The 14,504-nt window shown below is 53.3% G+C and carries 15 protein-coding genes and 2 tRNA genes; 16 read left to right on the top strand and 1 reads right to left on the bottom strand.

Annotation, left to right across the window (positions count from 1 at the left end; all coding sequences use genetic code 11):
- The first annotated feature begins 132 nt into the window (after positions 1 to 132).
- The 12 genes from MLAB_RS09865 to MLAB_RS06415 all read left to right on the top strand — a co-directional run bounded on the left by MLAB_RS09865 (position 133) and on the right by MLAB_RS06415 (position 10,337).
- Positions 133 to 282: a hypothetical protein gene (locus MLAB_RS09865; RefSeq protein ID WP_011833577.1), complete on the top strand. Its 150-nt coding sequence runs from the start codon at positions 133 to 135 to the stop codon at positions 280 to 282.
- 568 nt (positions 283 to 850) lie between these two features.
- Positions 851 to 1,411 (top strand): TIGR00296 family protein, encoded by a 561-nt coding sequence (locus MLAB_RS06365; protein WP_048062275.1) that lies wholly within the window; start codon positions 851 to 853, stop codon positions 1,409 to 1,411.
- A 4-nt stretch (positions 1,412 to 1,415) separates the two neighbouring features.
- Positions 1,416 to 2,861, top strand: coding sequence for a tRNA guanosine(15) transglycosylase TgtA (gene tgtA / locus MLAB_RS06370; RefSeq protein ID WP_011833579.1), 1,446 nt, complete (start codon positions 1,416 to 1,418; stop codon positions 2,859 to 2,861).
- Positions 2,858 to 4,483: an archaeosine synthase subunit alpha gene (gene arcS, locus MLAB_RS06375; protein WP_011833580.1), complete on the top strand. Its 1,626-nt coding sequence runs from the start codon at positions 2,858 to 2,860 to the stop codon at positions 4,481 to 4,483. The genes tgtA and arcS overlap by 4 nt, the downstream gene beginning before the upstream one ends.
- Positions 4,480 to 5,070 (top strand): 5-formyltetrahydrofolate cyclo-ligase, encoded by a 591-nt coding sequence (locus MLAB_RS06380; RefSeq protein WP_011833581.1) that lies wholly within the window; start codon positions 4,480 to 4,482, stop codon positions 5,068 to 5,070. The genes arcS and MLAB_RS06380 overlap by 4 nt, the downstream gene beginning before the upstream one ends.
- A 371-nt stretch (positions 5,071 to 5,441) precedes the next feature.
- Complete coding sequence (locus tag MLAB_RS06385; RefSeq protein ID WP_011833582.1) at positions 5,442 to 5,864, top strand: GxxExxY protein; 423 nt, start codon at positions 5,442 to 5,444, stop codon at positions 5,862 to 5,864.
- A gap of 992 nt (positions 5,865 to 6,856) precedes the next feature.
- Positions 6,857 to 7,885 (top strand): hydrogenase formation protein HypD, encoded by a 1,029-nt coding sequence (gene hypD, locus MLAB_RS06390; RefSeq protein WP_011833583.1) that lies wholly within the window; start codon positions 6,857 to 6,859, stop codon positions 7,883 to 7,885.
- Positions 7,886 to 7,895: 10 nt separating this feature from the next.
- Positions 7,896 to 8,555 (top strand): HAD-IA family hydrolase, encoded by a 660-nt coding sequence (locus tag MLAB_RS06395; protein ID WP_011833584.1) that lies wholly within the window; start codon positions 7,896 to 7,898, stop codon positions 8,553 to 8,555.
- A gap of 45 nt (positions 8,556 to 8,600) precedes the next feature.
- Positions 8,601 to 8,674: transfer RNA gene (locus MLAB_RS06400), tRNA-Arg, on the top strand.
- Positions 8,675 to 8,852: 178 nt separating this feature from the next.
- Positions 8,853 to 8,924, top strand: a tRNA-Cys gene (locus MLAB_RS06405).
- Between the two features lie 37 nt (positions 8,925 to 8,961).
- The gene (locus MLAB_RS06410; RefSeq protein WP_011833585.1) at positions 8,962 to 9,162 is read left to right on the top strand and encodes a hypothetical protein; all 201 of its coding nucleotides are present in this window, start codon (positions 8,962 to 8,964) and stop codon (positions 9,160 to 9,162) included.
- The gene (locus MLAB_RS06415; protein WP_011833586.1) at positions 9,159 to 10,337 is read left to right on the top strand and encodes an aminotransferase class V-fold PLP-dependent enzyme; all 1,179 of its coding nucleotides are present in this window, start codon (positions 9,159 to 9,161) and stop codon (positions 10,335 to 10,337) included. The genes MLAB_RS06410 and MLAB_RS06415 overlap by 4 nt, the downstream gene beginning before the upstream one ends.
- 10 nt (positions 10,338 to 10,347) lie before the next feature.
- Here the strand turns inward: MLAB_RS06415 and MLAB_RS06420 are convergent, their stop codons facing one another.
- Positions 10,348 to 11,139, bottom strand: a complete 792-nt coding sequence (locus MLAB_RS06420) for an FkbM family methyltransferase (protein ID WP_011833587.1) — start codon at positions 11,137 to 11,139, stop codon at positions 10,348 to 10,350.
- 207 nt (positions 11,140 to 11,346) lie between these two features.
- Between MLAB_RS06420 and MLAB_RS06425 the strand changes: the two genes are divergently transcribed.
- Genes MLAB_RS06425 through MLAB_RS06440 form a run of 4 tightly spaced genes read left to right on the top strand, consistent with a single transcriptional unit; the run spans position 11,347 to position 14,497 of the window.
- A complete protein-coding gene (locus MLAB_RS06425) occupies positions 11,347 to 11,676 on the top strand; it encodes a hypothetical protein (protein WP_011833588.1) in 330 nt (109 codons plus the stop codon).
- The gene (locus MLAB_RS06430; protein ID WP_011833589.1) at positions 11,663 to 13,648 is read left to right on the top strand and encodes a V-type ATP synthase subunit I; all 1,986 of its coding nucleotides are present in this window, start codon (positions 11,663 to 11,665) and stop codon (positions 13,646 to 13,648) included. Before MLAB_RS06425 ends, MLAB_RS06430 begins: the two co-directional genes overlap by 14 nt.
- Positions 13,649 to 13,651: 3 nt before the next feature.
- Positions 13,652 to 13,903 (top strand): hypothetical protein, encoded by a 252-nt coding sequence (locus tag MLAB_RS06435; protein WP_011833590.1) that lies wholly within the window; start codon positions 13,652 to 13,654, stop codon positions 13,901 to 13,903.
- 15 nt (positions 13,904 to 13,918) lie between these two features.
- Entirely contained in the window at positions 13,919 to 14,497 is a 579-nt protein-coding gene (locus MLAB_RS06440; RefSeq protein ID WP_011833591.1) for a V-type ATP synthase subunit E family protein, read from the top strand.
- Positions 14,498 to 14,504: the final 7 nt, after the last annotated feature.

Genomic DNA, 14,504 nt, shown 5'->3' on the forward strand with positions numbered 1-14,504 from the left:
GATTCGCGAGAATTCGCGAGAATTCGCGGTAAAATACCTCTTGTATCCACACCCAGCCAATCCCTTCTTTCTTAGAGTATCTCACCACCTGCCAACAGTCTTAAATCTCTCCGCAGTATATGCAAACATACAATGGCTGCACAGACGATCTTCGACTCACTCAACGAAACGGCCGCTAACATCCAGGTCGTCGACTCCGAAACCGGCCTCATCATCCTCATGCTCTTCTTCGGCGGCCTCATTCTTATCGGCATCATCCTCGTAACCCTCGGCCGCAGGTAATATGGGGGTAGCGGCTGAAGGGGGGGTCTTGTATTTTTTTCAACGCCGCCCGACATCCCTCAATCCTCCGCCCCTGTCCCCCTTTTCGTGCATTTCGTTGGCGGGTTGGACGCTGAAAGCGGACGACCTCAGCTGAGGCGGACCGGTCCATAAGACCGGTCTTAGCTGAGCAAGGCTTTGCCTTGCGAGCAAACCGAAGGTTTGCGAATTTGTGCTTTTTGGTGTTGGGGGACGGGGGAGGGTTCTATGTACAACCACCTAACAACCGATCTATCTATTTTTCGTGTTTTGGTGTGTTTTTCGTGCATTTCGTGTGATGAGTGGTACCACCCAAAAAATCCAAAACACCAAATCGAAAAGCACACCAAAACACAAAAGAAAAAGATCGGCTGAGCCCGCCCCCCGCTAAGCTCACCGACTACGTCGATAACCCGCAGTCGCAAGTTTCCTTCGAAAACTTGCTCCGCTGAGGCCACCCCTACGGGTCGGCCCGCATCCGCTAAGGCCGCCCCTACGGCTCACCCCGCCACTGTATTCATCATCTCTGACATCTAATACCTACATGATTATGCATCTCCTCAGTCAGACCGAAGGACAGCTTGCCCTGCAGGCTGCACGACTCTACGCTGAGTCCGCAGTGACCGGAAAACCACCAGCACGGGTACCGGAACTCTCCGGCATCTTCACCGAAAAGCGGGGAGTCTTTGTAACGCTCACCAAATTCGGGGACCTCAGGGGATGCATCGGCTTTCCCTTCCCCGTCATGCCGCTTGGCGACGCCATCAAAGACGCCGCACAGCATGCCGCCATCCACGACCCCAGGTTCTACCCCGTCAACGAAGGGGAACTCCGACAAATCAAGATCGAAGTCACCGTCCTCACCCTGCCCGTACTCCTTGAGTGCGAACCGGACCAGCGCCCCGGAGCCGTCATCATCGGCAGACACGGACTCATCGCAGAAATGAACGGGCACACCGGCCTCCTTCTCCCCCAGGTCGCCGTCGAATACGGATGGGGACCCGTCGAATTCCTCCGCGAGACCTGCCGCAAAGCCGGTCTCCACCCTGACGCATGGACAAACGCATCATGCAATATTCTTACATTTGAAGGACAGATATTCAAGGAATAATCCCATGGCAATAACATTCGAAGTCATCCATAAAGACATAGCGGGACGCGTCGGCAAACTCAAAGCCGGCGACAAAGCCATCAGAACGCCTGCACTCCTCCCGGTCGTCAACCCCCACCTGCAGATAATCCCACCCTCCGAAATGAAAAAGATGGGCGTCGAAGGAATCATCACAAACGCCTACATCTTCTCCAAAAGCGAAGAGTTCCGCGGCCCCGCCCTCGAAAAAGGCCTGCATGAGGTCCTCGACTTCGACGGCCTGATCATGACCGACTCGGGATCCTTCCAGATGTCCGTCTACGGAAGCGTCGATATCACGAACGAGCAGACCCTCTCCTTCCAGAGAGACATCGGAAGCGACATCTGGGTCCCGCTCGACATCCCGACCCACCCGGACACCGAACGGGACGAAGTCATCGCCCAGATGGAGATCACCATGGCCAGAATGAAGGAAGCGAAGGAACTCTTCGGTGACGACGCTCCCATCTCCGGTCCGGTCCAGGGAGCCGTCTTCGAAGACCTCCGCGAATATGCCGGGAAAACCGTCTCCGATATGGGCTTTGCCTACTGCCCGGTCGGCGCCGTCGTTCCCTTAATGGAAAGCTACCGGTACCGGGAACTCGTCGACGTCATCCTTGCCGCGAAAAAAGGCCTCAATCCGGGAGCCTGCGTCCACCTCTTCGGTGCCGGCCACCCCTCCATGTTCGCCCTCGCCGCGGCTCTCGGCTGCGATGTCTTCGACTCCGCCGCCTACGCCCTGTATGCGAAGGAAGGACGCTACATCACGACCTACGGAACGCTCAAACTCGACGAGATGAGCGAACTGCCGTGCGCCTGTCCGGTCTGCCGCAGTCACACCGTCGAAGAGCTGAAAAAATCGCCCGACAAACAAAAGCTCCTCGCCTACCACAACCTCGCCGTCACCATGGCCGAGATCTCGAGGATCCGTGCCGCCATCCAGGACGGGACCCTCTGGGAACTCGTCGATGAGCGGTGCCGGGCCCACCCCAAACTGCTCGACGGATACCGCAGACTCCTGGAAAGGGTCGAAGAGATCGAGCACCTCGACAGAGCGAGCAAGCGCCGGTTCTTCTACCGCGGCAGCGAGTCATGCCGCCGGACCGAGGTCACGAACTACCATGCGATGATCCCCCGCGTGAAACTCTCCGACGTCTCCCTCATTGCGGCCGGAGGGCCGGTCCCTTCCCGCTTTGAAGAAGTCATCGAGTTCAAGCCGCCGTTCGGTCCCCTGCCCTACGAACTTGCCGAGACCTTCCCTGCAGGGCCTGCCGAGGTCCCGACCTGGGACGAAGAGATGATGAAGTACGGGATCAAGGGCCTCAAAGGACTGCTCGCCACCAACCCCGACACCAAAGTCACCATCTCCACCACGGCCAAATGGGCCGACCTTTTCAGAGCCGAATTCCCCGCGGCCGAGGTCATCACATGAGTCTGTTCGACGCACGAAAACGCGACGGAAACGCCCGGATCGGGAACCTGAAACTCTCCGACGAGGAAAGCATCAGCACGCCCGCCGTGATCGACGCAGAGTCGGTCTTCCCCTCGCTTGAGGAACGCGGATTCACGAACCTCCCGCCGTCCGCTAGCAAAGCCGAGTTCGGGAAATACTTCGTCGCAGGCGAAGAGCCGACGGCCGTTCACCCGCAGAGCGAGTCCGTCGAGGGAAGCGTGCTCCTGTTTTCGAACTGGAACACCGTCATCTCCGACGCACGCCGCCATGCCGAGTATATGGAAAAACTGCTCGCGGTCTGTCCCCCGGACGCCGCACGCTATGCCCCCGCATGCGGTCTTCCCTCGAACGTAGCTTCGCTGATCTACCTCGGATTCGACCTCTTCGACTACACCGCGGTGGATCTTGCGGCAGTCCAGAAAAAGTTCTGCACGCCCGAAGGCGAGTTCGATGCCTCCTACATGGAAAAAGGCATCTGCGATTGTCCGGGCTGCAAAGCCGGCGACCTGAAGCTCCACAACCGCCTGGCTCTCGAAAAAGAGATCGCTCTCGCACGGGTCTGGATCGAACAGGGCCAGCTCCGCGAGTTCATGGAGATGCGCTGCAGACTCCACGCCGAGCAGGTCTCTCTTCTCAGACACGTCGACAGGAGACCTGGCTTTGCGGTGAACCTGCCGGTCGTCCGGTCGTCCCGGTTCCTCGCAAACTCCTCCGAGTCGATGACCCGTGCCGAGATCGCCTTCTTCGAGGATCGGGTCATCAACCGGTTCGTTCCGGGAAGGACCGATGTCTGCGTCCTTCTTCCGTGCGCCGCACGAAAACCCTACTCGCTCTCGAGATCGCATCAGCTCTTCTCCCGCGTGGTCGACAGCCGTGCCCATGAAGTGATCGTGACTTCGCCCTTAGGCGTCGTCCCCCGCGAACTCGAACTCATCTATCCGGCAGGCCACTACGATGTGCCGGTGACCGGATACTGGGACAAGGAAGAGTCCGCGATCCTGGTCGAATACCTCACGGCCTATCTCACGAAGCACCGGTATGACCGGGTCATCTGCCATCTGGAAGGCGGGGCAAAAGAGGTCGCGAAGACCGCCGCACAGGCGGCCGGCGTCGAACTCGAGTTTACCTGCAATGACGACAAGCCGCTCTCCCCGGATTCGCTCCGTGCCCTCAACAACGCCCTTCGCGAGAGCAGAAAACGCCGGACGGATCCGATCCGCGGCACGCTTCTCTGGCAGTTCGGCGAACTGGTCGACACGAAGGGCTGGCTTACGAAAGGCCGGTATCCGAACCAGAAGATCTACGAGAAGAAGACGCAGATCTTCTCGATCGACCCGGAGACGGGCCTGCTCCGCCCGACCCACGAGGGGTGGAAGTACATCAACGGCTACCGGGTCTGGATCTCGGACGGCTTTGTCCCGCAAGGAGATATCCTTGCGCCGGGTATCGCCGACTGCGATCCGCAGATCCGTGAAGGCGACGAGGTGTTCGTCGGCGGCGAAGGATATCAGGCGACCGGAAAAACCACGATGGGTGCGGACGAGATGCTCCGTGCCAACCGCGGTATCGCGGTCCGCGTGCGGAAGACGAATCGAAAATGACGACGAAAGCAGAGCTTCGCACTATATTAAAAGAACGACGCGAAGCTCTGTCTTTGGGCGACCGGCGGGAGAAGGGATACTATATCACCTGCCGGCTGCAGGAACTTTTGAAACCCTATCATACGGTCCTTGCCTACATCGCGAAGGATCCGGAGGTGGAGTCGATGGTGATCGTCAATTGCCTTTTAGAAGAGGGAAAAACGGTCGTCGTCCCGATCATCGAGAAGGAGACCCACACGCTCCGGCTCTCGTATCTCACCTCGATGGACCAGCTCGAACCGGGCACCTTCCGGGTCCCCGAGCCGCTCACCCATGAACAGCCCGCCCCGGCATCCTCGATCGACGTGGTGCTCGTCCCGATGGTGGGGTTCGACCGTGCGGGGCACCGGCTGGGATATGGTGCGGGATACTATGACCGCTTTTTTGAAAAGAATCCCGATATCCCGCGTATCGGGATGGCGTATGCCTGTCAGGAGGTCGAGTTGATCCCGACCGAGCCGTTCGACGCCCGGATGGATTATGTCGTGACCGAGGACGAGGTCATCCGGTGCGGGCGGGTCGGAGACGAAGTCGACGACCTCAGCTGAGGCGGGCTGCCCCGTTGGGGCGGCCTCATCGGAACAAGTCGTCAGACTTGTGACCAAATCTCTGATTTGCGAGTAAGTGGGCGTTCTTTTTCTGCTCTTTTTTTATTTTATTTTGGTTTCGTGTACGGGATTCTTTCGGGTGGTACAATTCATCACACGAAATCCACGAAAAATACACAAAAACACGAAAAAAGAAATATTTGTTGGGTGGACCCCTGAAGCATCCTCCCCAGTCCCCCACACGAAATTTTCGAAAATCAACGAAATGCACGAAAAGGGGGACAGGGGCGGGGGATTGAAATGTTAGGTAATATATTGATCTGCATTAACTGGGTGATTTTTATTAGGATGGGATGATAAAATAACAGATAATGCTCTATTATAAAGACGAATCCTATGCAATCTTCGGTGCTATTTTTGAAGTGTACAAAACTCTTGGAAACACCTTCATCGAATCATTTTATCAGAAAGCTTTGGAGCATGAATTTAAACTAAGAAAGATTCCCTTTGTCCCGCAGAAACGTATCCCGGCAGTGTACAAAGGTCAGGAGATCGGATATTATACCCCGGATTTTGTCTGTTTTGACAAAATTATTGTTGAGCTGAAATCGCGGCAAAACACCACAGAAGAAGAACAGAAACAGGTGATGAACTATCTAAATCTTGGGGGATATGATCTAGGGATCTTAGTGAATTTTGGCACATATCCCAAGGTGTACGTGCAAAGGATCGTCCGAAAGGGAGCGGCACTTCCAACAGTCGAAGAAGAAGAACCGCCGTATTATTTTGAGTGAAATTACCTCCAATACACTCACCTCTATTTTGACAAGAGAAGATTTCTTTTCCTCCGCCCCTGCCCCCCTTTTCGTGCATTTCGTTGATGTTCGAAAGTTTCGTGTGGGGGCTGGGGAGGGATCTATGTACATCTCCACCCGACCGATTTTATTATTTTCGTGTTTTCGTGTGTTTTTCGTGAATTTCGTGTGAGGAGGGGTACCTCTCAAAGATTCCCATACGTGAAAACAGCCGAGACCAAAGGCAAATCACCCCATCTAATGAAAAAGAGTGAGAATCATTTCACTAATAATGACCCAGTATATCTAGGTAAGGAGATCCATTTTTAGTAATAATTCTGATAATACCAGCGGATTGTAAACTATTTCCCAGAAATATTTATGGAAGAACAATGTCCATTATATTTTATGAATAAAAGTGTGTGTTTTATTATGATATTACTGCTATTCGCAGTAGCTTTTACTGCGGGTTGTGTTTCTACAGCATCTGACGAAGCAACTTCCACTCCCGTTTCAACTCTAACAAATACTCCAACGTCAGTCCAAACACAAACATCTACGCCTGTTGTTACCAGTACACCGACGCCTACTAAAACCGCGACATCGACAATTCTTTATTACGTGAACAAGGACTCAGGGATAGTGCATAAAGCCGGCTGTTCGTATATCAAGGATCTTTCCAATTACTTTACTGTGACAGACCCATCAGGCTACCAAAAATGCAGCAGGTGCTGGTAAATTTTTTCATCAATTTTAACAAACCCTTTTCTTAAATCCAAAAAAGAATATTCTTACATCCCCCTTTTCGTGAATTTCGTTGAATTTCGGAAATTTCGTGTGGGGGATGGAGACAATCCAACCTGTTTGTTCTCATTTTCGTGTTTTCGTGTGTTTTTCGTGCATTTCGTGTGATGAGTAGTACCACCAAAAGAATCCCATACACGAAATCGAAAAGATGTGATTATCTGGAGTGACGTGCAATATACATACATATGACGCTCGGCACGGATATTGCACAAAAACTCTCCGAAGTAGTAGACACCGACATCAGGATCATGCACGTCTGCGGCACCCATGAAGCCGCCATCGCCAAATACGGCGTCAGATCCGTCCTTCCTCCCCAAATGAAAATCGTGATGGGACCCGGCTGCCCGGTCTGCATCACCCCCCAGGGAGAAATCGATGCCGCCTGCGAACTTGCCGAGCGGGGCTGCATAGTCTGCACCTACGGAGACCTCCTTCGGGTCCCCGGATCCAAAACCTCCCTTGAACACGTCAAAGGCGACGTCCGCATCGTCCAGGGAATAACCAAGGCAGTCGAGATCGCACGCCAGAACCCGGACAAGGAAGTCGTATTCATCTCGGTCGGCTTCGAAACCACCGTTCCGACCGTCGCCGCGACCCTCATCACGAACCCCCCCGAAAACTTCAGCATCCTCGTCTCCCACCGGCTCGTCCCGCCCGCAATGAAATGGCTCATGGAACAGGGCGAAGCCGACCTCCACGGATTCATCCTCCCCGGACACGTCTGTGCCGTCATGGGCTACCATGAATACGACCAGTTCAAAGTCCCGCAGGTCGTCGCCGGATTTGAACCCGAAGACATCCTCCTTGCCCTTCTCATGCTCGCCGAACAGATCAAAAACGGCGAAGCCAAAGTCGAAAACGCCTATCCCCGTGTTGTCACCTACGAAGGAAACGTCAAAGCCCAGAACCTCATGAAAGAAGTCTTCACCCCCTCCGACGTCGAGTGGCGCGGATTCCCCGTCATTCCCGACTCCGGTCTCGCCCTCAAGCCCGAGTTCGAAGCATTCGACGCCCAGAAAAAGTTCGACCTCGTCTATGAAAAAATCACCAAAAAGGACGGATGTATCTGTGACCGCGTCCTTCGAGGTCTCGCCGACCCGTCCGACTGCAAACTCTTCGGCAAAGCATGCACGCCGCGTGTCCCCGTCGGGCCGTGCATGGTCTCGCACGAAGGAGCATGCCGGATCTGGTACCAGTACCAGCAGAAGAGATAACGGTACGGGCATGAAAACCTACACCAACATCGTCTTCGACCTGGACGGAACACTCACCGACCCGGTGGTCGGGATAACCAACTCCTTCATCTATGCGATGGAAAAATACGGCATCCCGGTCCCGGAAAGAAGCGAACTGCTGAAACTCATCGGGCCGCCCCCCCTCGAATCGTTCCAGGAAATCTACGGCCTTTCCCGTGAAGAAGCGACGGCCGCCGTCAGATATTACCGTGAATTCTACCGTGAAAAAGGCATATTCGAATGCAGCGTCTTTCCGGGGATCGAAGACCTCCTTAAATCCCTCAACGAGGAGGGCAGGACCCTGATGGTCGCAACGGCAAAGGTCGAGCAGTTTGCAGAGATCGTACTCGAACACTTCGGGATCGCGAAGTATTTCACCTGCATTGCCGGCAGCGATATGGCCAACACCATAACGCACAAAAGCGAGATCATCAAAGCAACGCTCAAACGCTGCGCAATAACCGATCCGGAACACACCGTCATGGTCGGCGACCGGATGCACGACATCCTCGGCGCAAAAGACGCGGGGATTGATTCGATCGGCATATTATACGGCTACGGTACGAGAGAGGAGCTGGAAAACGCCGGGGCTGACCTCATCGCCGAAAGCGTGCAGGATCTGAAAAGGATCCTGTCACCCCAGGTATAAATACTCTCAAGTGTAATATACTAAGGCGTTCAATCGAATGTATCTGCACCGATAGGGTAGTCAGGATATCCTATGGGCCTCCGGAGCCTATGACTCGGGTTCAAATCCCGACCGGTGCGTCGTTTTCTTTTTTTTCCGTAGTTCTCAAAAATTTCCCGTGTTCTGCGTGCGGCATCCAAACCGGATCCGAACCGCTGGAAAATCCTCTTTTGCTCCAGAAAACCCAGATACAATTAAATACAAAAACCGCATATGTTTATTCACAGTGTGAACATCACACTGTGAACATCAAACCGTGCCAGGTTGGCGGAGCGGCCACGCGACTGCCTGCAGAGCAGTTCTACGCCTGTTCAAATCAGGCACCTGGCTTGTCATTTCAAAAACCGCATAGCGTCTGTGCGGAAAAATGCAGACGCTCTATGAAAAAATGTCACAAAAAGCGATCGATGCAGTATTCACCGGCCTGTTCAATCTGACCGATATACGGGTCACCCTAAGGGAGACCTCGCCTTTGCATCATCTCACCGATGAACAGAAGGAACGAACAAAAGACACCATCGAAAATATCCGAAAACAGCTTGAGATCCTCGAGGGAGAGCTCTTATGAAATGCGCAGGGCAGATCGAAGCCCGCGCCGTGGAAGAATCCTCGATCAATCTCGATCCGATCCAGGCGGCGGGGAGACTCACACCCGAAGCGATGAAAGCCGTCATCGCGTGGGGGGACGGATACTCCGTCTGTGACAACTGTCATAAACCCTTCCGCCTGGACTATGTGACAAAACCGCCGATCGCAGACTTCCACGAAGAAGCCGCGAAATGGCTCGGGATGGACAAGATCCAGCTCGTGCCCGGAGCACGGCGGGCATTCCAGGAAGTCACCGGGGCACTTGTCGGAAAAGGCGAGCCGGTGATCATGACCGGGATGGGGCATTACACGGCGTATTTGTCCGTCGAAGTTGTGAACGGCGTCGTCAGAGAGATCAGGCCGACGGCCGACCACCACATCACCGCCGATGCCGCCGCCGAGTCGATCGAAAACGCCGTACGCGAATTCGGCTATGCTCCAAAACTCGTCTTTGTGGATGCGGTCGATTTTATGTACGGCAACATGCATGAAGTCGAAAAAATCGCCAAAGTCGCCCACCAGTACGACATCCCCGTTCTCTACAACGGCGTGTATACCGTCGGCGTTCTCCCGGTTGACGGGAAAAAACTCGGCGTCGATTTCGTTGTCGGATCCGGGCACAAAAGTATGGCGGCCCCCGCCCCGTCCGGGATTCTTGCGACCACCGATGAGTATGCGGAGATCGTTCTCCGCACAACAAAGATCCAAGGGGATATCACCGGCAGAAAGTTCGGCATCAAGCAGGTCGGTATCCTCGGCTGTTCGCTGATGGGCGACCCGGCGGTCGGGCTGATCGCCTCCTTCCCGCGGGTGAAAGAGCGGGTCAACCACTTCGACGAGGAACTGAAAAACCACAAGATCGTCACCGACGCTCTGCTCTCGATCGAAGGAACGAAGGTCGCGTCCGAGTATCCGCGAAAACACACCCTCACCCGTATGGATACGGCGGGATCCTTCGACGTCATCGCCCGGACCCATAAAAAACGCGGCTTCTTCCTCTCGAGCGCCTTAAACAAACGGGGGATCACCGGCATCATGCCGGGCGTCACCAAACAGTGGAAGTTCAACACCTACGGACTAACGAAAACACAGGCAGAGTATCTCGCTGATTCGTTCATCGAGATCGCCGAAGAAAATAGTATGGTCGTGGGGTAAACCCCTTTTTTTATTTGGTGAAGACCATCACCACATAGCCTTTTTCGGCTGCCATTCCCCGGGACTGTTCCGTAAAGCCGATCAGCTCCATCTTTTCCGCAAACGAATCCGGCGTGTTCTTGCCGTCGGTATATACCGCCGCGATCACCGTGCTGACGTTCTGGCTCAGGAACTCGGCCTCATACTGAACGACGGCATGCTCGTATCCGACGATATTCATGACAAGCGTTATATTCGAGGTGAACCCTGCATTCTGCGCAAGCTTCTGAACGGTCGTCGTATCCACTTCGACCGACTTCACGAGTACGCCGTCCGGCCGCACGATCCGGTTGTTTGTGATATCCGACGTCACCGAGATCGCGACCGTGTTCGATCCGTACCCGATCGTCTTCTGCACGAACGTCACGCCGAGATCGTTATTCTGTTTCGTCAGGTTCAGAGACGGGATCAGATACGGATTCGGTTCGACTGAAACCTGATTCACCGACATCGTCAGCTTATCGTTCATATATGCCGAAAGCGAGCCGATCCCCGCACCGAGTTCGATCAGCGGATTCTGCGGGATCAGATACCCGTCCACTGCGGCGACCATCTCGGGTTCATAGCCGTTTGGATCCAGCAGAAGTTTCCAGATAAACGTCCCGTCGACATACGTCGGATCGACCGAGATCAGATTCCCGCGGATCATGACCTCGTTTGGCGTCGGATTCACCAGACCGACACACCCGGCCGTCAGAACGAATCCGACAATCAAAAGAGCCAAAATCAAAACCGAAACGGTTTTTCTCCCCGGTGTATTCATAGTAAACTTTCGGAGGGCAATCTATTTGTAGATATTGTTTGATCCGGGAAAAATCGAGGAAACCCATCCCGCTGTCCGTCTTTTTTTGCCGCTCCCGCATCTCCTCACCACATAGAAGTGTGTATCAGAGGGGGAAAACCCGGGGCAAATAACGTAAGTATAAACATATCCGTTACCAAATAATATGTGCCGTGAGAGGAGGGTTGGATGAAAACTGAGGTTCTGAAAAGCATTAAAGAAACCGAAGCAAAAAGTAAATCCACAATCACCGCAGCTGAAAGTGCCGCAGAGCAGACACTTGCAAATGCAAAACTCGAAGCTGACAACCTGATTGCCAAGGCAGAAACCATTGCCGAGGATTACAAAAAGCAGAGACTTTTAGATGCACGGAATGTAGCAACAGCAAAGCATGCCGCTATTGTTACTCAGGGAAAGGCAGACGCCGATCACCTGATTAACGCAGGAAGCAAAAAGCTCCCGCAGGCAACTTCGCTATTCGTAGAGCGGTTCAAGGAGAAACTGCATGTTTCAGCCTAGACCGATGACCCATTTGTTAATTGCCGCGAGCAAGGAGCAGATGGCGTCAGTTGTGACCGAATTATATCGTCACCAGATTTTCCACATCACCGATTTTGTAGATCAGGGGAAAGAAGGCTATGAAGGAGTTAAAATCGGCGTTCCTTTTGAAAACGCCGGAGAGCTCTCGAACAACCTCCTGAAAATACGCTCCATTGAGAGTGTGTTCCAGACCGCCCCGTCTACGCAAAGCACTGTCCAGATGCGTCCTGCAGAAACGATTCGAGCAGCAATAGATAGCGAGCTTCCCAAAATTGAGGAGGAAGTTAGCAGTCTCACGGTAAAGCGATCGAATGCAGAGACCCGTATCCGGGAATGTGAACAGCGTATCAACGAACTCAAACCATTTGCCTTAGTGCCTCTAGAGCTTGATCTCTACAGAGGTTACGGCAGTCTGACGGTTTTTGCAGGGTACATCGAGCATGACCTTGACATCTCTGTTCCGCACGAAAAGACTTACGTCGCGGGAAAAGACGGAAACTTCATAGTCGTCTTTGCAGAGAGCAAAAACGCAGCAGACATCGAAAGGCAGCTGGCCGATGCAGGCTTCCAGAGCGTTTCCCTGCCGGTTGAATCCGGCACGGTCCAGGCAGCAGTGGAGAAATACACTGTCGAACTGGGTAAAGAGACACAGATCCGTGAAGACTGTACCGCAAAGATCGTTGAACTCAAAGCAAAATACGCAGACTTACTCGCCGCTTGCGATGAAGTATTGTCCTGTGATGTGGAACGTGCCGAAGCGCCGCTTCGATTTGCAACCACCGACGAAGCTTTCGTCATTGACGGCTGGATCCCGGCCGACACGGTGGATAAAATCACAGCAGCACTCAACCAGGCAACTGGTGAACGCGTTTATGTAACCGTGGATCCTTCGGATTACGAAGCGACCGCGGTACCGGTGGAATATAATAATCCATCATTTGCAAAGCCCGCCGAACTGTTTATGGACCTGTATTCCCGTCCAAAATACAAAGAACTGGACCCGACCATTATCCTTGCGATCATGTTCCCCTTGCTCTTTGGATTCATTGTCGGCGATCTGGGATATGGTCTTCTTTATCTGGCTCTTGCCCTCGTCCTTCGTAAGACTTTACTTAAAATGGGCGAAACGGGATACAAAGCCTTTATCATCATCCTTGGAGCAGCTATTTCAACGAGCGTCTTCGGACTTCTCTATAGTGAGTTCTTTGGTATGAGTCTCCCCTGGCACTCGATTATTTTCTCCCGTCACCTTCCAATTGGTGCCGGCATGGAACACGCGATGCCCCAGGTTATTGAACTGCTGATAGTATCAGCCCTTCTTGGTGTCATCTACATCAGCGTTGGCCGTTTCTTCGGAATGATCAATCACTACAGAATGGATCACCCCGGAAGCCACCGGACAAAAGCAGTCCTTGCACAGCTTGGATGGAACTTTATCTTGTGGGGCATTCTGGTGCTTATCCTGAGTGTGGCTGACTTAAACGAATACTGCCAGTTCCCCTTTGCACTTCCCACATTTGTCGCGTACCCGACCATTGCTGGAATTATAGGTGCAATTCTGATCGTCGTTGGTTGTGTGTTCGTCGCTATCGAGAACCCACTTGACCTGATGGAAATCCCAACAAACACGCTTTCCCACATGCTGTCCTTCTGCCGTCTTGCTGCAGTCGGTCTTTCATCCGTGGCGATCGCAATGGTCGTTAACTTCATGGCTGTCGATTTATTCATCAGCCCTGCAATGGCCAACCTGGATGTTGTTGGTGTACTATTGATTATTGTGGGTGTCATAATTCTTATATTAGGTCACGCACTCAACGTCGCCCTTGGTATTCTTGGCGGTGCTCTGCACCCGATTCGTTTACACTATGTCGAATTCTTTACCAAATTCTACCAGGGCGGAGGAATCATATACAAGCCCTTTGGACTTAAAAGAAAATTCTCTGAGGAATAAAAAATGGCAATCGAATCTATGACAGTAGAAGCAGCAACAGCATTAGCATCCGGATACACCGCAATCGGCGCAGGTCTCGCAGTAGGTCTCGCTGGTGTCGGTACCGGTATTGGTGAAATGGGTATCGGAGCAGCCGCAGTCGGCGCAACCGCAGAAGACCGTGGAATGTTCGGTCTTGCATTACTCTTCACCGTTCTTCCGGAAACCGTCGTTATCTTCGGTCTCGTTATCGCACTGCTCTTGATCTTCGTCTAAGCGGAGCAGTCTGATATGGGACTTGAGGTAGTAGTAGACGAAATCAAAGCAAAGGGTGACCGAGAAGCTGCCGCTATCAAAGCAGCAGCAGAGGCACAGGCAAAAGAGATCGTCAACGAAGCAAACCTCCGTGCAAACGAGATCCGTCTCGCAGCCGAGAAAGACGCTGATACACAGGCCGACCGGATCATGATCCGTGAAGTCGCCAGCGCCAATCTGGTTGTGAAGCGTGATTTCTTAAACGCACAAAAGGAACTTCTTGACAAAGTCTACACCAGTGCAGCAGAGGAGATCGCTAACCTCCCGGCAGACGTACACGCAAAAGCCGTACGTGAACTCTTGAAAGAGTCTGCCAAGCAGATCAAAGCGGGTGTCGTTTTCACCAACGCACGCGACGAGAAGGCTGCAAAAGAGGCAATTAGCGGTTTAAAAACCCTGAGCGGATTTACGTTTGGAGGAATCACCGACATCGCCGGCGGTGTCGTTGTACAAAGTACCGATGGTCAGCTCACACTTGACTTCTCATACCAGACCTTTATGGGTGAAGTCTGGGAAACAAGTCTGAAAGATGCATCGGAGATATTGTTCGGATGAGGTAAAC

The organism is Methanocorpusculum labreanum Z, assembly GCF_000015765.1.
Lineage (GTDB): Archaea > Halobacteriota > Methanomicrobia > Methanomicrobiales > Methanocorpusculaceae > Methanocorpusculum > Methanocorpusculum labreanum.